Origin of the sequence: Ramlibacter sp. Leaf400 (genome assembly GCF_001424545.1) — a bacterium.
GTDB lineage: Bacteria > Pseudomonadota > Gammaproteobacteria > Burkholderiales > Burkholderiaceae_C > Ramlibacter.
Window position 1 is genome coordinate 353895 of record NZ_LMQL01000008.1, and the last position, 18205, is coordinate 372099.

16 protein-coding genes are annotated in these 18205 nt (G+C 71.0%); 12 read left to right on the forward strand and 4 right to left on the reverse strand.

Translation table 11 applies throughout. The features are described from left to right. Positions 1-62: 62 nt before the first annotated feature. Together ASG30_RS07855 and ASG30_RS07860 are read left to right on the forward strand one after the other, a co-directional pair. Entirely contained in the window at positions 63-785 is a 723-nt protein-coding gene (locus ASG30_RS07855; RefSeq protein ID WP_055894634.1) for a PhaM family polyhydroxyalkanoate granule multifunctional regulatory protein, read from the forward strand. Then, positions 782-2047, forward strand: coding sequence for an FIST signal transduction protein (locus ASG30_RS07860; protein ID WP_055894639.1), 1266 nt, complete (start codon positions 782-784; stop codon positions 2045-2047). The genes ASG30_RS07855 and ASG30_RS07860 overlap by 4 nt, the downstream gene beginning before the upstream one ends. Positions 2048-2122: 75 nt before the next feature. Here ASG30_RS07860 and tgt read toward each other — a convergent pair whose 3' ends face one another. Then, a complete protein-coding gene (gene tgt / locus ASG30_RS07865) occupies positions 2123-3283 on the reverse strand; it encodes a tRNA guanosine(34) transglycosylase Tgt (RefSeq protein ID WP_055894641.1) in 1161 nt (386 codons plus the stop codon). Position 3284: 1 nt separating this feature from the next. Then, positions 3285-4316 (reverse strand): tRNA preQ1(34) S-adenosylmethionine ribosyltransferase-isomerase QueA, encoded by a 1032-nt coding sequence (gene queA / locus ASG30_RS07870; RefSeq protein WP_055894642.1) that lies wholly within the window; start codon positions 4314-4316, stop codon positions 3285-3287. A 56-nt stretch (positions 4317-4372) separates the two neighbouring features. On the opposite strand from queA, the gene recG reads away from it, so the two are divergent. The 4 genes from recG to ubiA are packed head-to-tail and all read left to right on the forward strand — an operon-like array spanning position 4373 to position 9184. Then, entirely contained in the window at positions 4373-6439 is a 2067-nt protein-coding gene (gene recG / locus ASG30_RS07875) for an ATP-dependent DNA helicase RecG (protein ID WP_055894644.1), read from the forward strand. Between the two features lie 9 nt (positions 6440-6448). Further along, positions 6449-7402, forward strand: a complete 954-nt coding sequence (locus tag ASG30_RS07880; RefSeq protein WP_055894647.1) for a LysR substrate-binding domain-containing protein — start codon at positions 6449-6451, stop codon at positions 7400-7402. Further along, entirely contained in the window at positions 7399-8316 is a 918-nt protein-coding gene (locus ASG30_RS07885) for a Dyp-type peroxidase (protein WP_055894649.1), read from the forward strand. The genes ASG30_RS07880 and ASG30_RS07885 overlap by 4 nt, the downstream gene beginning before the upstream one ends. A gap of 4 nt (positions 8317-8320) precedes the next feature. Beyond that, positions 8321-9184 (forward strand): 4-hydroxybenzoate octaprenyltransferase, encoded by an 864-nt coding sequence (gene ubiA / locus ASG30_RS07890; protein WP_442965674.1) that lies wholly within the window; start codon positions 8321-8323, stop codon positions 9182-9184. On the opposite strand, the gene proC is transcribed toward ubiA, so the two are convergent. Beyond that, positions 9177-10013 (reverse strand): pyrroline-5-carboxylate reductase, encoded by an 837-nt coding sequence (gene proC / locus ASG30_RS07895; protein ID WP_055894653.1) that lies wholly within the window; start codon positions 10011-10013, stop codon positions 9177-9179. The two genes, ubiA and proC, sit on opposite strands and share 8 nt — an antisense overlap. A 75-nt stretch (positions 10014-10088) precedes the next feature. Next, positions 10089-11141 carry a LacI family DNA-binding transcriptional regulator gene (locus ASG30_RS07900; protein ID WP_082521955.1) on the reverse strand — a complete coding sequence of 351 codons (1053 nt, stop codon included), beginning with the start codon at positions 11139-11141 and terminating at the stop codon, positions 10089-10091. Positions 11142-11328: 187 nt separating this feature from the next. Here ASG30_RS07900 and ASG30_RS07905 point away from each other — a divergent pair, with 187 nt between their 5' ends. Genes ASG30_RS07905 through ASG30_RS07930 form a run of 6 tightly spaced genes read left to right on the forward strand, consistent with a single transcriptional unit; the run spans position 11329 to position 18191 of the window. Continuing rightward, entirely contained in the window at positions 11329-12744 is a 1416-nt protein-coding gene (locus ASG30_RS07905; protein WP_055894658.1) for an ABC transporter substrate-binding protein, read from the forward strand. A gap of 7 nt (positions 12745-12751) precedes the next feature. After that, positions 12752-13654, forward strand: coding sequence for a carbohydrate ABC transporter permease (locus tag ASG30_RS07910; protein WP_055894659.1), 903 nt, complete (start codon positions 12752-12754; stop codon positions 13652-13654). Then, positions 13651-14547 (forward strand): carbohydrate ABC transporter permease, encoded by an 897-nt coding sequence (locus ASG30_RS07915; RefSeq protein WP_055894661.1) that lies wholly within the window; start codon positions 13651-13653, stop codon positions 14545-14547. The genes ASG30_RS07910 and ASG30_RS07915 overlap by 4 nt, the downstream gene beginning before the upstream one ends. Next, positions 14544-15602 carry an ABC transporter ATP-binding protein gene (locus ASG30_RS07920; RefSeq protein WP_055894663.1) on the forward strand — a complete coding sequence of 353 codons (1059 nt, stop codon included), beginning with the start codon at positions 14544-14546 and terminating at the stop codon, positions 15600-15602. The genes ASG30_RS07915 and ASG30_RS07920 overlap by 4 nt, the downstream gene beginning before the upstream one ends. Positions 15603-15624: 22 nt before the next feature. Further along, positions 15625-17241, forward strand: a complete 1617-nt coding sequence (locus ASG30_RS07925; protein ID WP_055894666.1) for an arylsulfatase — start codon at positions 15625-15627, stop codon at positions 17239-17241. A gap of 38 nt (positions 17242-17279) precedes the next feature. Further along, a complete protein-coding gene (locus ASG30_RS07930; RefSeq protein ID WP_200947269.1) occupies positions 17280-18191 on the forward strand; it encodes a formylglycine-generating enzyme family protein in 912 nt (303 codons plus the stop codon). Positions 18192-18205: the final 14 nt, after the last annotated feature.

Below are 18205 nucleotides of genomic sequence, written 5' to 3' on the forward strand. Positions count from 1 at the left end.
GGCCGCCGACGGCCCGCGTCTCGGCCTGCTAAGCTGGTGCCATCCCCCCGACGGAGACGGCCATGAGCGACAACCCCACCCTGGCTTTCGGCAAGTTCGTTCCCGGTTTCGACTTCCTGCAGAACCTGGCCAGGGGCGCGAGCCAGACGATCCCGCAGATGCCCAACGTCGCGAACTGGATCGCGCCCACGCTCAACGTCGAGGAGCTGGACAAGCGCATCGGCGAGATGCGCGCGGTGCACTTCTGGCTGGAGCAGAACTCCAAGGCGCTGAGCGCCACCATCCAGGCGCTGGAGGTGCAGAAGATGACCCTGGCGACGCTGCGCGGCATGAACGTCAGCATGGGCGAGCTGGCCGAGTCGATGCGGGCCCGGACCAGCGATGCGATGGCGGCGGGCGCGCAGAGGGCTGCGGACACGGCGGCCGCCGCCGAGGCGGCCCGCAGCGCTCGTGGCAAGGCGGCCAAGAGTGCCGAAGAAGACACCGCCAAGCCCGCGGCCACGGCCACGGCCAGCGTGGTCGATCCGCTGCAGTGGTGGGGCGCCCTCACCCAGCAGTTCCAGAAGATCGCCTCCGACGCCCTGAAGGACGCCGCGCGCAACACCGCGATGGACACGGCGCGCACCACGGCCAGCGACATGGCCAGGGACGCCACCCAGGGCGCGGCGGACGGGACGCGGGCTGCGACCGGCACCTCCACCAAGACCGCCGACGCGAAGCCCGCGCCGGCCAAGAAGGCCCGCAAGACCCCCGCGCGCCGCCGCGCGGCCGCCGACAAGACATGAAGCTGTTCCCCTTCGCGCACGCCACCCATCCCCAGTGGCCGATGGCGGCCGGGCTGGTGCTGGCGCAGCTGCGCGCGCAGATGGCGCTGCCGGACTACGCCGCCACGCCCACGCTGGCCCTGCTGTACATCACCGACCACTACGCGGCGCACGCGCAGGACATCCTGGATCACCTGGGCGCCGAGCTGCCCGAGATCACCGACTGGTCGGGCACGGTGGGCGTGGGCATCTCGTCGAACAACGTGGAGTACTTCGACGAGCCGGCGCTGGCCGTCATGCTGTGCGCGGTGCCGTCGCACCAGTACCGCGTGTTCTCCGGCGTCGCGCCGCTGGGCACCGGCGAAGGCATGGGGTTCGAGCCGCACACCGCGCTGGTCCATGCCGACGCGACCACGCCCGACCTGGGCGAGCTGATCGCCGAGATGGCGGCGCGCACCAGCACCGGCTACCTGTTCGGCGGGCTGGCCGCCAGCCGCAGCGAGGCGGTGCAGTTCGCCGTCGGCGGCAACGGCAACATCAAGGGCCAGGGCAAGGCCGGCGGCGTCTTCCGTGGCGGCCTCTCGGGCGTGGCATTCGCCGAAAGCGTGCACGTGGTCTCGCGCGTCACGCAGGGCTGCCAGCCGCTCGGCCGCCAGCGCGAGGTCACGGCGGCCGAAGGCAACGTGCTGCTCGCCCTGGACGGCGAGCCCGCGCTGGACGTGCTGCTGGAGGAAGCCGGCATCTCGCTGGAACGACCGCAGGCGGCCATGACCGCGCTGCGCGCGACGCTGGTGGGCCTGACCGCCCCGGGCGCCGACGTCATCGGGCGCGCCGGCACCTTCGGCGCCGACGTCGAGGTGCGCCACATCATCGGCCTGGACCCGGGCCGGCGCGGCGTGGCCGTGGCCAGCAAGGTCGACACCGGCATGCGCATGGCGTTCTGCAACCGCAATGCCCAGGCCGCGCGGGCCGACCTCACGCGCATCTGCGCCGAGATCCGCGAGGAGCTGGAGCCGCAGGAGATGCCGCAGACCGTGGCGGCCGCGCTGGCCGCCCCCGAGGCGCAGTCGGCGCCCAGCCCGCAGCGGCGCATCGCCGGTGCCGTGTACGTCAGCTGCGCCGGCCGCGGCGGCCCGCACTTCGGCGGGCCCAGCGCCGAGCTGCAGATCGTGCGCCGGGCGCTGGGCGACGTGCCGCTGGTGGGCTTCTTCGCCGGCGGCGAGATCGCGCGGCACCACCTGTACGGCTACACCGGCGTGCTCACGGTCTTCGAGACGGCTTGACGCGCGGCTCGCCGCGCACCCCCTTGTTTCGTCATTCCCGCGGAGGCGGGAATCCAGCGCTTCCCCGCGCCGGGTTCACACGCCGCGCGCCCGGTCCTCGCGAAACTTCTTCGCGAAAGCCGCGAAGCGTCCCGCCTCCAGCGACTCGCGCACTTCCCGCATCAGGTTCAGGTAGTAGTGCAGGTTGTGGATGCTGGCCAGCATCGGCGCCAGCATCTCGCCGCAGCGCTCCAGGTGGTGCAGGTAGGCGCGCGAGAAGCCGCCGCTCACCGTGCCGTCCGGTGCCGTCTCACCGCGGCAGGCGTAGCAGGTGCAGGTCTCGTCCAGCGGCCGCTCGTCGCTGCGGTGGCGGGCGTTGCGGATCTTCAGGTCGCCGAAGCGGGTGAACAGGTGGCCGTTGCGCGCGTTGCGGGTGGGCATGACGCAGTCGAACAGGTCCACGCCCTGCGCCACGCCCTCCACCAGGTCCTCCGGCGTGCCCACGCCCATCAGGTAGCGCGGCTTGTGTTCGGGAAGCTTGTGCGGCGTGTGCGCCATGATGCGCAGCATCTCCGCCTTGGGCTCGCCCACGCTCACGCCACCGATGGCGTAGCCCGGGAAGTCCATCTCGACCAGCCTGGCGAGCGAGGCCTCGCGCAGGTGCTCGAACATGCCGCCCTGCACGATGCCGAACAGCGCGTTGGGGTTCTCCAGCCGCGCGAACTCGGTCTTGCAGCGCTGCGCCCAGCGCAGGCTCAGCTCCATCGAGAACCGTGCTTCCGCCTCGGTGGTGGTGTGCCCCTTGGTCTCGTACGGCGTGCACTCGTCGAACTGCATGACGATGTCGCTGTTGAGCGCCGTCTGCACCTGCATCGACACCTCGGGCGTGAGGAACAGCCGGTCGCCGTTGACGGGCGAGGCGAACTTCACGCCCTCCTCGCTGATCTTGCGCATCTCGCCCAGGCTCCAGACCTGGAAGCCGCCCGAGTCCGTGAGGATGGGCCGGTCCCAGCGCTCGAAGCGGTGCAGCCCGCCGAACTGCGCCAGCACGTCCAGGCCGGGGCGCATCCACAGGTGGAAGGTGTTGCCCAGGATGATCTGAGCGCCCATCTCCTGCAACGACCGCGGCGTGACGCCCTTGACGGTGCCGTAGGTGCCCACGGGCATGAAGATGGGCGTCTCGACCACGCCGTGGTTGAGGGTGAGGCGGCCGCGGCGGGCCAAGCCTTCGGTGGCCAGGGTTTCGAAGCGAAGCATGTCAGGTGGGGGTGCGTTCCAACAGCATCGAGTCGCCGTAGGAGAAGAAGCGGTAGCGGTGTTCCACCGCGTGGCGGTACAGGGACATCACGCGGTCGTGGCCGGCGAAGGCGCTCACCAGCATCATCAGCGTGGACTTGGGCAGGTGGAAGTTGGTCACCATCAGGTCCACCATCCGGAAGCGGAAGCCCGGCGTGATGAAGATGTCGGTGTCGCCGCGCGCCTGGCCGCTGCGGGCCCAGCTCTCCAGCGAGCGGACGGTGGTGGTGCCCACCGCCACGATGCGTCCGCCGCTGGCGCGCGTGCGCGCCACGGCCTCCTGCGTGGCCGGCGGGATCTCGAACCACTCGCTGTGCATGCGGTGCTCGGCGATGTTCTCGGTCTTGACCGGCTGGAAGGTGCCGGCGCCCACGTGCAGGGTGAGGTTGGCGCGCCGGATGCCGCAGGCGTCCAGGCTGGCCAGCACCTGCGGGTCGAAGTGCAGGGCCGCGGTGGGCGCCGCCACCGCGCCGGGCGTGCGCGCGAACACCGTCTGGTAGCGCTCCACGTCCTGCGCCGTGTCAGCGTGCTCGATGTAGGGCGGCAGCGGCACGTGGCCGTGCAGGTCCATCAGCGTGTAGGGGTCGCCGCTGAAGGCGAAGCGAAAGAGCGGCCCGTCCTCCTCGGGCCAGCGCCCCAGCAGGGTGGCCGAAAAGCCGCCCTGCATCGCGAGCACGGTGCCCACCGGCGGCTTCTTGCTCACCTTCATGTGGGCCACCACCTCGCCCCCCGGCAGAACGCGTTCGACCAGCAGTTCCAGCTTGCCGCCCGAGGGCTTGCCGCCGTACAGGCGCGCCTTGAGCACGCGGGTGTCGTTGAACACCAGCAGGTCGCCCGGCGACAGCAGGGCCGGCAGTTCGCGGAACACCCGGTCGGCGGGCGGGAAGTGCCGGCCATCGAGCAGGCGCGAGGCGCTGCGCTCGGTCGCGGGGTGCTGGGCGATCAGGTCGGGGGGAAGGGCGAAGTCGAAATCGCCCAGGGTGAAAGCGCGCATGTGTGGAGGGCCGGACGGACCCGTTCCCAGGGGAAACGTGAAGGCAGAATTGTCCCATGCCCGCCACCGCGACCCTGTCGGCCCCCCAGAAGGCCCTGCACAAGCTGGGACTGGTGCGCGACATCGACCTGGCGCTGCACCTGCCGCTGCGCTACGAGGACGAGACCCGCATCGTGAAGCTGCGCGACGCGCGCGAGGGCGAGTCGGCGCAGATCGAGGGCACGGTCACCGACAACCACGTCGCGTTCCGCCCGCGCCGCCAGCTGGTGGTGACGGTGGACGACGGCAGCGACACCTGCGTGCTGCGCTTCTTCTCGTTCTATCCCTCGCAGCAGAAGGCGCTGGCGGTGGGCCACCGGATCCTGGCCAGGGGCGAGCTCAAGGGCGGCTTCCTGGGCTGGACGATGGTGCACCCGACCTGCCGCGCCGCCGGCGGCGCTTTGCCGCAGGCGCTGACGCCGGTCTATCCGACTACCGCCACGCTGCCGCAGTCCTACCTTCGCAAGGCGGTGCAGAGCGGGCTGGCCCGCGCCGACCTGGCCGAGACCGTGCCGTCCGAACTCGCGCCGATGCTGGGCCTGCAGGCCGGGTGGACGCTGCGCGAGGCCCTGAACTTCCTGCACCACCCGGGCCCGGAAACCTCCCTGATGACGCTGGAGGACCGCAGCCACCCGGCGTGGCAGCGGCTGAAGGCCGAGGAACTGCTCGCGCAGCAGCTGTCGCAGCTGCAGAGCAAGCGCGAGCGCGACGAACTGCGCGCGCCGCACCTGGCCGCCGCGGCCGGCGGGCTGCACGAGCAACTGCTGCAGGCCCTGCCCTTCGCGCTCACCTCCGCGCAGCGGCGCGTCGGCGAGGAGATCGCGCGCGACCTGGCCCGGCCCGTGCCCATGCACAGGCTGTTGCAGGGCGACGTGGGATCGGGCAAGACCGTGGTCGCGGCGCTGGCGGCGGCCGTGGCCATCGACGCCGGCTGGCAGTGCGCGCTGATGGCGCCCACCGAGATCCTGGCGGAGCAGCACTTTCGCAAGCTCATCGGCTGGCTGGAGCCCCTGCTGGCGCCGCGCGGCCTCACGGTGGCCTGGCTCACCGGCGGCCAGAAGAAGAAGGAGCGCGAACCGATGCTGGAGCGCATCGCCAGCGGCGAGGCGGCCCTGGTGGTGGGCACCCATGCGGTGATCCAGGAGCAGGTGCGCTTCAAGCGCCTGGCGCTGGCCGTGATCGACGAACAGCACCGCTTCGGTGTCGCGCAGCGGCTGGCGCTGCGCGGCAAGATGGACGAGGCGGGGCAGGAACCGCACATGCTCATGATGTCGGCCACGCCCATCCCGCGCACGCTGGCCATGAGCTACTACGCCGACCTGGACGTGTCGACCCTGGACGAACTGCCGCCGGGCCGCACGCCGGTCATCACCAAGGTCGTGGCCGACAACCGCCGCGAGGAGGTGGTGGAGCGCATCCGCGCGCAGCTGGCGCAGGGCCGGCAGGTCTACTGGGTCTGTCCGCTGATCGAGGAGAGCGAAGCGCTGGACCTCACCAATGCGACCGCGACGCACGAGGCGCTGCGGGCCGCCCTGCCCGGCGTGCTGGTCGGCCTGCTGCATTCGCGCATGCCGGCGGCGGAGAAGAAGGCGGTGATGGCGCTCTTCTCCGGCGGGCAGATGGGCGTGCTGGTGTCCACCACCGTGATCGAGGTCGGCGTGGACGTGCCCAATGCGTCGCTGATGGTGATCGAGCATGCCGAGCGCTTCGGCCTGTCGCAGCTGCACCAGCTGCGCGGCCGCGTGGGGCGCGGTGCCGCGGCTTCGGCCTGCGTGCTGCTCTACTCCCCGGGCGAGAACGGGCGCCTGGGCGAGACGGCGCGCGCGCGGCTCAAGGCCATGGCCGAGACCAACGACGGCTTCGAGATCGCCCGGCGCGACCTGGAGATCCGCGGGCCCGGCGAGTTCCTGGGCGCGCGCCAGTCCGGCGCGCCACTGTTGCGCTTCGCCGACCTGGCCACCGACACCCACCTGCTGCAGGCGGCGCGCGAGCTCGCGCCGCTCATGCTGGATCGCTTCCCCGAATCCGCCCGGAGGCACGTGGGCCGCTGGTTGGGTGGAAAATCGGAGTACCTGAAGGCGTAGAAGAAATCCATGACGCTCACCGAACTCAAGTACATCGTGGCCGTTGCCCGGGAGAAGCACTTCGGCAAGGCGGCCGAAGCCTGCTTCGTCTCGCAGCCCACGCTGTCGGTGGCGATCAAGAAGCTCGAGGACGAGCTCGAGGTCAAGCTGTTCGAGCGCAGCGCCAACGAGGTGAGCGTCACGCCGCTGGGCGAGGAGATCGTGCGCCAGGCGCAGAGCGTGCTGGAGCAGGCCGCGTCGATCAAGGAGATCGCCAAGCGGGGCAAGGACCCGCTGGCCGGGCCGCTCAAGCTTGGCGTGATCTACACCATCGGCCCCTACCTGCTGCCGGACCTGGTGCGCCAGGCGATCGCGCGCACGCCGCAGATGCCGCTGATGCTGCAGGAGAACTTCACCGTCAAGCTGCTGGAGATGCTGCGCACCGGCGAGATCGACTGCGCGGTCATGGCCGAGCCTTTCCCCGACACCGGCCTGGCGCTGGCGGGGCTGTACGACGAGCCCTTCATGGCCGCGGTGCCCAACACGCACGCCTTCGCCACGCGCGAGACCATCACCGCGCAGGAGCTCAAGAGCGAGACCATGCTGCTCCTGGGCACCGGCCACTGCTTCCGCGACCACGTGCTGGAGGTGTGTCCGGAGTTCGCGCGCTTTTCCAGCGACGCCGAAGGCATCCGCAAGAGCTTCGAGGGCTCCTCGCTGGAGACCATCAAGCACATGGTGGCCGCCGGCATGGGCATCACCCTGGTGCCGCGCCTGTCGGTGCCCAAGGACGCGCTCGACCCCAAGCCCAAGCGCCGCCGGGACGACCAGGCCTTCGTGCGCTACATCCCCTTCGACGGCGACCCGCCGATGCGCCGGGTGGTGCTGGCCTGGCGCCGCAGCTTCACGCGCTACGAGGCCATCGCCGCGTTGCGCAACGCCATCTACGCCTGCGAGCTGCCGGGCGTCAAGAGACTCTCATGACCGATTCCAAGCTTTTCCAACCGGGGATCCTCGACGGCGTGCCCGCCGTCGCGCGCTTCGTCACCTTCTCCATCCCCGACAAGGGCACGGACGCCGCGCACATCCGCCAGGCGCTCACGCGCCTGGCGCCGCTGGTCAACGGCAGCGATGCCGTGCTGGGCATCGGCCCCTCGCTGGTCGCCGCGCTCGACGCCAAGGTGCCCGGCCTGCACGAGTTCCCGGATTTCTCGCGCGAGGGCGTGCGGGTGCCGTCCACGCCCGGCACGCTGTGGTGCTGGGTGCGGGGCGACGACCTGGGCGACCTGCTGATGCTCACGCGCAAGGTGCAGAAGGCGCTGGCGCCGGCGTTCGCGGTGCGGCACGTGGTCGACGCGTTCCGGCATGCGCTGGGCGAGAGCGGCCACGGCAAGGACCTCACCGGCTTCGAGGACGGCACCGAGAACCCGACCGGCGAGAAGGCCGAGGAGGCCGCGTTCGCCAGCGGCCTGGGCGAGGGCATCGACGGCTCCAGCTACGTGGCCGTGCAGCAGTGGGTGCACGACCTCGACGCCTTCGAGGCGCTGGGCGACGAGGCGGCCAACCACCATTTCGGCCGCCACCGCCTGACCAACGAGGAGCTGGACGACGCGCCGGAGTGGGCCCACGTCAAGCGCACGGCGCAGGAGAGCTTCGACCCCGAGGCCTTCGTGCTGCGCCGCTCCATGCCCTGGATGATGAGCATGCAGGCCGGTCTGAACTTCGTGGCGTTCGGCCGGTCGCTCGATGCCTTCGAGGCGCAGATGCGCCGCATGGCCGGCCACGACGACGGCATCGTCGACGCCATGTTCCGCATCAGCAAGCCGGTCAACGGGGCGTACTACTGGTGCCCGCCGATGCGCGATGGCCAGCTGGACCTGCGGCAACTCGGTCTCTAGCAACTTGCAGCTGCTGCAACGCATTCCCCTCTGGCTCGACCTGATCCGCTGGAGCCGCCCGGCGGGCTGGCTGCTGCTGCTGTGGCCCACGCTCAGCGCGTTGTGGATCGCGGCCCACGGCTTCCCCGGCTGGCACCTGCTGGCGGTGTTCACGCTGGGCACCGTGCTGATGCGCAGCGCCGGCTGCTGCGTCAACGACGTGGCCGACCGCGAGTTCGACAGGCACGTCAAGCGCACGGCGCAGCGGCCCGTCACGTCGGGGCGCGTGGGCGTGAAGGAGGCGCTCACGCTCGGCGCCGTGCTGGCGCTGGTCGCCTTCGCCCTGGTGCTGACCACCAACACGGCGGCCATCCTGTGGTCGTTCGCCGCGCTGGCGGTCACGCTGCTCTACCCCTACGCCAAGCGCTACGTGTCGATGCCGCAGGCGGTGCTGGGGATCGCCTTCAGTTTCGGCATCCCGATGGCCTTCGCCGCCGTGCAGTCGCGCGTGCCGCTGCTGGCCTGGGTGCTGCTGCTGGGCAACCTGTTCTGGGTGCTGGCCTACGACACCGAGTACGCGATGGTGGACCGCGACGACGACCTGCGCATCGGCATCAAGACCTCGGCCATCACGCTGGGCCGCGCCGACGTGCCGGTGGTGATGGCCTGCTACGGCGCCTTCCTGGCGATCTGGGTGCTGGCGCTGGCGCCGCGCGAGCTGGGCCTGCCGTTCCACCTGGGCATCGCGGCCGCGGTGGGGCAGGCGCTGTGGCACTGGCAGCTGATCCGCGAGCGCACGCGCGACGGCTGCTTCAAGGCCTTCCGCCTGAACCACTGGGTGGGCTTCGCGGTGTTCGCCGGCATCGTGGCCGGCTACGCGCTCAAGTAGCCGGGCCGTCGCGGCCGAACTCGTCACCCAGTTCGGCGGCCCGCTGGCAGGCCGCCTGCATGGCCTGCACGAACCTGTCGGCCACGCCGGATTGCTCCATCGAGGTGAGCGCCGCGTAGGTCGTGCCGCCCTTGGAGGTCACGCGCTCGCGCAGCACCGACGGCGGCTCGTTCGACGCGCGCGCCAGTTCGGACGCGCCGCAAAAGGTGCCGATGGCCAGCCGCTGCGCGGTGGCGGCGGGCAGCCCCATCTCCTGGCCGGCGCGCGTCATCGCCTCGATGAAATAGAAGACGTAGGCCGGGCCGGACCCGGACAGCGCCGTCACCGCGTCGAGCTGCGCTTCGGCGTCGACCCACAGCGTCTCGCCGGTGGGCGCCAGCACCTGTTCGACCAGCGTGCGGTCGCCAGCGGACACCGCGCCCCGGGCGAACAGCGCCGTCATGCCGCGACCGACCAGCGCCGGCGTGTTGGGCATGGTGCGCACGATGCGCTCGGTGCCCAGCCAGCGCGCCATGCTGTCCGAGCGGATGCCGGCCGCCACGCTCAGGTGCAGCGCGCCCTTCGCATGCGGCGCGACGGCCGCGGCGGCATCGCGGAAGGTCTGGGGCTTGACCGCCCACACCACCAGGCCGGCCTGCGCGAGCGCGGGGCCGGGGTGCTCGCTCGCGGCCACGCCGAAGTCGCGCGACAGCCGCTCGCGCGCCTCGGCCCAGGGTTCGACCACCTGCACGTTCGACGCGGGCAGACCTTTCTTCACCAGGCCGCCAAGGATGGCGCTGGCCATGTTGCCGCCCCCGATGAAGGCGATCGTCGTGTCCTGGAAGTTCATGGGTGGTCCTGCGGTGGGGTGCCGCGGGGCCGCGGCGCAGGCGGGCAGTCTAGTCGCTGCGGCGGGGCCGGGTTCTCAGGCCGGCGCGGCGGTGCTGCCGCGGCACACCAGCTCGACCGGGTACTCCTTGAAGGCGTCCCAGGCCTGGCCTTCCAGCCGGGCGACCAGCTGGTCGGCGGCCGCGCGGCCGATGTCGGTGATGGGCGTGGCGACGCTGGTCAGGCCCGGCGTCTGGGTGGCGCCCAGGTCGGTGTTGTCCACGCCGGTGATCGACATGCGGCCCGGCACGTCGATGCCGGCGTGGCGGCAGGCCAGCATGGCGCCGACGGCGAACACGTCGTTGGTGGCGACCACGGCCGTGGGCGGATCGGGCAGCTGCAGCAGGCCGGCCATCGCCTGTTCGGCGGTGGCCAGCGAGATCGGCGCATAGGCCAGGTGCCGCGGGTCCAGCGCCAGGCCGGCCTCGGCGAGCGCGAGCCGAAGGCCCTCGCCGCGCGCGCGGGCCCGGTCGTTGCCCGGCAGGGGCGCGCTCAGCAGGCCGATCCGGCGATGCCCCAGGGCGATCAGGTGCCGCGCGGCCTGGTAGGTGGCCGCGCGGTTGTCGAAGCCGATGCTGGGATGCCGCTGCAGCGGGTCCACGCCCCAGGTCAGCACGTAGGGCCGGCCGTAGTCCTCCAGCAGGCCGAACAGGCCCTGCTCGTGGTCCAGGCCCACCAGCATGAAGGCGTCGACGCCGTGTTCCACCAGCTGCGCGGCGATGCGCGCTTCGGACGCCAGGTCGTAGTGGTGCTCGGCGAGCACGAGGGAGTAGCCGCGTTCGTCCAGCCGCTGCTGCAGGGCGCTGGTGGTGCGGGCGTACAGCGCGTAATCGAACGACGGGACGATGGCGCCCACCATCTTGCTGCGGTGGCTGCGCAGGCTGCGCGCGGCGCCGTGCGGCACGTAGCGGAGCTTGCTGGCGGCGTCCAGCACGCGCTGCCGCGTGGCGGGGTCGACCTGCACCGAGTTGTTCAGGACCCGCGAGACCGTGGCCGTGGACACGCCGGCCAGGCGGGCCACGTCCTTGGCGCCGGAGCGGCCCTTTCGGGCGCTGGCTGCCGTCTTGTCCTCCAGTCGTTCCCCGTCCATGGTGCCGTTGTAATCGATTGCAGCGAATCTACCCCATGCAGAAGCAAATGAAAACTCCGTCTATGGGGAAACCACTGAGGCCAACGAGAATGACGGCGGCCAGATCGCTCGCTAGACTTGCATGTAATCGATTGCATGGGTCGAGCCCGGCCCGTCGCCGAAACCCGTCCACCCCGAGGAGACCTGCATGAAGGAACCCACCCGCTCGCCCGACACGGGCGCCCCCAGCCGCCGCGAGTTCATCGGCCAGGCCGCCGCCCTGGGCGCCGCCGGCCTTGCGGCCGGATGGACGGCCCCGGCCCTGGCGCAGGGCGCCCCCGACCTGGCGCCCTACCAGCGCGCCAAGATCAACTGGCGCCAGGCCGAAGGCGAGCAGATCTCGGTCGCGGTGATCCCGGCCAGCTACTTCGACAACCTGCTGGGGCTGCTGCCGCAGTTCGAGGCGCTGACCGGCATCAAGGTGCGCGCCGAGAAGGTGCCGCCCGGCCAGATCCGCCAGAAGGCGATGCTGGACCTGTCGTCCAAGACGGCGACCTACGCCACCCACTCGGCCGACCCGATGTACTACCCGCTGTACGTCTCCAACAAGTGGGTGGAGCCGCTGGACAAGTACCTGAACGACGCCACGCTCACCGACGCGGCCTGGTTCAACTACAACGACATCCTCAAGGCCTGGCGCGAGGCCGACTCGGTCGACGGCAAGCCGTACGGCATCCCGTACGACGGCGAGGTGACGGTGCAGGTCTACCGCAAGGACCTGTACGACGCCAAGGGGCTCAAGCCGGCCGACACCTACGACCAGCTGCTGTCCAACGCCAAGGCGATCCACGACCCGGCCAACCGCGTCTGGGGCCTGGCGATGCGAGGTTTCTCCGGCGCGGGCCAGAACATGTACATCTACCCGTCGCTGTTCCGCGGTTTCGGCGGCGACTGGATGCAGAACAAGAACGTGGTGGTCAACAGCCCCGAGGCGGTCAAGGCGCTCGAGTGGTACGTCAACGCCCTGTCGCAGTACGCCCCGCCCGCGGTGCGCAACTGGAACTGGCCCGACATCGCCGACGCCTTCTCGCAGGGCACGGTGGGCTGCTACCTCGACGCCCACTCGTCGGCCGCGGTGATCACCAACCCGGAGAAGTCCAAGGTCGTGGGCAAGGTCGCCTACGCGCGCTGGCCCAAGGGCCCGTCGGGCAAGCGGGTGACGTCGATCTGGAACTGGGGCTTCCCCGTCAACGCCGCGCTCAACGACAAGCAGAAGAAGGCGACCTGGCTGTTCATCTCCTGGGCCGCGTCGGCCGAGACGCAGGCGCGCACCTCCTGGAAGTTCGACGGCCCGGCCAAACGCTCGGGGCTCAACCGCCTGTCCCTGTGGAAGGCGCCGGAATTCGCCGCGGCCATGAAGGGCGCGGGCGACAACTTCATCCCCGCCGCGCTCGAGTCGCTGGAGCAGGACACCGACGTCGACTGGCGTCCGCGCGTGCCGCAGTGGCCCGCCATCGGAGAGACCATGGCCACGGCCATCCAGGCCGCGCTGGTCGGCCAGAAGAAGCCGAAGGAAGCGCTGGACGAGGCGCAGGCGCGCATCGCCCAGATCATGAAGGCCTGATGCCGGCATGACGGTCGCCACGCCCGCGGGCGGGGGGACGCTGGAGCGGCAGGAGCGGCGCTTTGCGCTCGCCCTGTTCGCGCCCGCGTTCCTGCTCCTGCTCATCACCACCACCGCGCCGCTGGTGTTCCTGGCCTGGAACAGCCTGCAGAAGCTGGACCTGGGCATGCCCTGGTTGTCCGGCTTCGCGGGGCTGGACAACTACGCCAAGATGGGCAGCGACCCGCGGTTCTGGAACTCGCTGTGGCTGACCGTGGTGTACACGGGATCGACCGTGCTGCTGCAGGTGGTGATCGGCCTGTCGCTCGCCCTGCTGGTGCTGCGCATCCCGCGAGGCCAGGGGCTGCTGCGGGTCGCGGCCATCCTGCCGATCGTGCTGGCGCCGGTGGTCGTGGGCCTGTTCTGGCGCACGCTGGTGCTGTCGCCCGACGTGGGCCTGGTCGACCTGGTCACCCGCACGCTGGGCCTGGGCAGCCACAACTGGCTGGGCGATCCGCAGCTGGCGCTGATCTCGGTGATCGCCATCCACACCTGGCAGTGGACGCCGTTCGCCTTCCTGGTGCTGCTGGCCACGCTGGCGACGCTGCCGCCCGACGTCTACGAGGCGGCGCGGCTGGACCGCGCCAGCGCGTGGCAGCGCTTCCGCTACATCACGCTGCCGCTGATCCGCCCCGCGGTCGTGATGGTGGTGATCCTGCGCACGATGACGGCGCTGTCCGCCTTCGCAGCCATCTTCGCCGCGACGGGAGGCGGGCCGGGCACCTCCACCGAGATCCTGAACCTGTACGCCTACCGCACCTCGTTCACCGAACTGAACATCGGCTACGGCTCCTCGCTGGCCATGGTGCTGCTGGCGATCACGATGTTCGTGTCCTGGCTGCTGTTCCGCCGCAGGAGGGCGCCTGCATGAACGCCACCGCCGTTTCTCCCGTGAACGCCGCCGCCATCGCCGGGCGGTCCGGCAAGGCCCGGCGCCTGCACCGGACCGTGGTGCTCTATGCCATCGCGGGCCTGCTGGTGTCGGTGTGGGCCTTCCCGGTGCTGTGGGCGCTGCTGACGTCGTTCAAGACCGAGCGCGACGTGCTGGCCTATCCGCCGCTGCTGGTGTTCACGCCGACGCTGGCCAACTACCGCGACGTGCTGTGGGGCCCGTCGTCGATCCTGCCCAACCTCTGGTCGAGCATGGTCGTCAGTGTCGGCGCCACGCTGCTCACCATGCTGTTCGCGGTGCCCGCGGCCTACGCCCTGGCACGCCTGCGCTACCCGTTCAAGCGGGCCAGCGGCTTCTACGTGCTGGCCACGCAGATGCTGCCGCCGGTGGGCCTGATCATCCCGTACTACCTGGTGCTGCAGCGCGCCGGCGGGCTGGACACCTACAGCGGGCTGGTGGCGATCTACCTGACGTTCTCGCTGCCGTTCGCGATCTGGCTGATGGTGTCGTACTTCGAGGACATCCCCTACGAGATGGAGGAGGCGGCCCTGCTCGACCGCGCGGGCCGCCTGCGCACGTTCTGGTACGTGATCCTGCCGCAGGTGGGTGGCGGCATCGCGGTGACCACGGTGTTCGTGTTCCTGAACGCGTGGAACGAGTTCCTGTTCGCGGTGGTGCTGGGCGGCAACAAGGTCCGGCCGGTCACCGTGGCGATGTTCAACTTCATCTCGGTCGAGCAGACGCAATGGGCACGCCTGGCCGCCGGCGCGATGGTGGCGATGGCGCCGGTGATCATCGTCGGCCTGCTGGCGCAGCGGCACATCGTCAAGGGCCTCACGGTGGGAGCGGTCAAGGGAGGTGGCCGGCGATGAACCAGAAAAAAGGAAACGTGCGCCTGCGTGGCGTGGTCAAGCGGCACGGCGAGACCACGGTGCTGCACGGGGTCGACCTGGAGATCCGGGCCGGCGAGTTCTTCGTGCTGCTGGGGCCGTCGGGCTCGGGCAAGACCACCACGCTGCGCATCCTGGCCGGCCTGGAGCAGGTCAGCGAAGGGCAGGTCCTGATCGACGACGCCGACGTCACCGGCGCCGAGCCGGGCGAGCGCGACGTGGCGATGGTGTTCCAGAGCTATGCGCTGTATCCGCACATGACGGTGGCCGAGAACATCGGCTTTCCGCTCAAGATGGTGGGCACGCCGCGCGAGGCGATGGCCCAGGCGGTGGCCGACGCGGCCGCGCGGGTGAGCATCGGCCACCTGCTGCAGCGGCGGCCCGGGCAGCTCTCGGGCGGGCAGCAGCAGCGCGTCGCGCTGGCGCGCGCGATCGTTCGGCAGCCGCGCCTGTTCCTGCTGGACGAGCCGCTGTCGAACCTGGACGCCAAGCTGCGGCTGGAGACCCGGCTGGAGCTCAAGCAGCTGCAGCGCTCGCTGGGCGTGACCACGGTGTACGTGACGCACGACCAGGAAGAGGCCATGACGCTGGCCGACCGCGTGGCCGTGTTCATGGACGGCCGCATCGTGCAGGTGGCCACGCCGCGCGACATCTTCAGCCGGCCCGCGCAGGTGACGGTGGCCGGCTTCATCGGCACGCCGCCGATGAACCTGGTGCCCGCCACCTGGCAGGGCGACTCGGTCCTGCTGGATGGCGTGGCCCACGCCGTCGGCGCCACCACCGCGCAGCCGCGCGAAGTGGTGCTGGGCGTGCGCCCGGGCGAGCTGCGCGCCGGGCCGCACGGCACGCCCGCCCGGGTGGAGTACGTCGAGGAGCTGGGCGACCACTGCATCGTGGACCTGCAGGCCGGCGGCCAGCGCATGAAGCTCAAGGCCGAGGGCGCGTCCCGGCTGGGCGAAGGCGCGTCCACCGCGCTCAGCTTCTCGCCGCAGGCCGCCCACCTGTTCGACCGCGCCAGCGGCGAACGACTGAACTGACCGAATCGAAGGAAGGACCGCCATGGACAAGCGCCCCAACATCCTGCTCATCCTGAACGACGACATGGGCTTCTCGGACATCGGCTGCTACGGCGGCGAGGTCGAGACGCCGAACCTGGACCGCCTGGCCGCCCAGGGCCTGCGGTTCTCCCAGTTCTACAACACGGCCCGCTGCAGCCCCTCGCGCGCGTCGCTGCTGACCGGCCTGCACCCGCACCAGACCGGCATCGGCATCCTGACCTACGACTCGGGCCCGGAGGGCTATGCGGGCAACCTGAACCAGCGTTGCGCCACCATCCCCGAGGTGCTCAAGCCGGCCGGCTACCGCAGTTACCTGAGCGGCAAGTGGCACGTGTCGAGCAACCTCCGGGAGCCCACCGATTCCTGGCCGATGCAGCGCGGCTTCGACGACTTCTTCGGCACCATCATCGGCGCCGGCAGCTTCTACGACCCCAACACGCTCACGCGCCGCAACGAGAACGCCGAGCACGAGGCGCGCGAGCCGGGCTTCTTCTACACCGACGCCATCAACGACGAGGCGGTCAAGTTCCTGCGCCGCCACAAGGCCGAGCATCCGGACAAGCCGTTCTTCCAGTACGTGGCCCACACCGCGCCGCACTGGCCGCTGCACGCGCACCCCGAGGACATCGCCAGGTACAAGGGCCGCTTCGACGAGGGCTGGGATCGCCTGCGCGAAGAGCGCCTGGAGCGCCTGGTGGCCAGCGGCATCCTGGACGCGCAATGGAAGCTGACCGGCCGCGACCCGCGCCAGCCGGCCTGGACCGACAGCGAAAACAAGGCCTGGCTGGCCAACTGCATGGAGGTCTACGCCGCGCAGATCGACCGCATGGACCAGGGCATCGGCCGCATCCTGAAGGCGCTGGAGGACCTGGACGAGCTGGACGACACGCTGGTGATCTTCCTGTCCGACAACGGCGCCTGCGCCGAGGACATCCCGGAAGGCGTGACCGTCGACGAGCTGGTGGACAAGCTCATGATCGCCCGCTCGCACACGCGCGACGGCCGCGTCGTGCGCTTCGGCAACACGCCCGAGATCGCGCCCGGCCCGGAGGACACCTACCAGAGCTACGGCCAGGCCTGGGCCAACCTGTCGAACACGCCCTTCCGCCTGTACAAGCACTGGACGCACGAGGGCGGCATCAGCACGCCGCTCATCTTCCACTGGCCCCAGGGCATCGCCCAGCGCGGCGAGGTCCGCCACACGCCGGGCTACCTGCCGGACATCATGGCGACCATCGTGGACGTCGCCGGCGTGCCCTACCCGCAGCAGCTGGACGGCCGCAGCATCCTGCCGCTGGAAGGCCATTCGCTGCGCAAGGCGTTCGGCGCCGACGCGGGGGAGCGCCCGCCGATGTTCTGGGAGCACGAGGGCAACGGCGCCATGCGCGACGGCCGCTGGAAGCTGGTGCGCGAGTACCCCAGGGACTGGGAGCTGTACGACATGGTGGCCGACCGCACCGAGACGCAGGACCTGGCGGCGCAGTTCCCCGACCGGGTGGCGGCCATGAAGCGGGCCTACGAGGAGTGGGCCGCGCGCTGCGGCGTGCTGCCGCGCGACAAGGTCGTGGCGCTGATGCGCAGCCAGGGCGTGACCAAGGCGTTCTGGGAAGACGAGTGAAGGCCTGCTGCGTCCCGGCGCGCGAGGGAGCCGCAGCGGTGGCGGTGCCGGTCGTGCACGGCCCCGTCGGCGGCGCGCGCATCGACTGGGTCGACCTGCCGGGCGGGCGATTCACCATGGGCACGGATTCGGCCGAAGGCTTCGCCGAGGACGGCGAAGGCCCGGCGCGCGCGGTGGAGGTCGCGCCGTTCGCGATCGGCCGCACGGCCGTCACCAACGCGCAGTTCCGCGCCTTCGTCCGCGCCACCTCGTACATCACCGAGGCCGAGCAGGCCGGCTCCTCCTTCGTCTTCTACCTGCAGGTCGAGCCCCAGCGGCGCGCCGCGATCCGCCAGGTCTCGCGCGAGCTGCCGTGGTGGCTGCCGGTGGAGGGGGCCTGCTGGCAGCGGCCCGCCGGGCCGGACAGCTGGATCCACGACCGCCTCGACCACCCGGTGGTGCACGTGTCCTGGCACGACGCCGCGGCCTACTGCGCCTGGGCCGGCGCCCAGTTGCCCACCGAGGCGCAATGGGAGTTCGCGGCCCGCGGCGGACTGGAGGAAAAGCGCTACGCCTGGGGCGACGAACTGGCGCCGGGCGGCCGCGAGCAATGCAACATCTGGCAGGGCGAATTTCCGTCGCGCCCCGCCGAGGGTTGGTGGCCGGAGACGGTGCCGGCCACGGACTTCGAGCCCAACGGCTGGGGACTGCACCAAGTGGCCGGCAACGCCTGGGAGTGGTGCGCCGACTGGTTCAGCCCCGACTACCACCGCGCCACGGCGGCGGTCGATCCGCTGCAGCAGCGGCCGACCGGCCGGCGCTCGCTGCGCGGCGGCTCGTTCCTCTGCCACGAGTCGTACTGCAACCGCTACCGGGTGGCCGCGCGCGGCTCCAACACGCCGGGCAGCAGCGCCAGCAACATCGGTTTCCGCGTCGCCGCACCGGTCGGCGCGCGGCGCCCGCAGGCCTGACGAAAGCCTGTCTC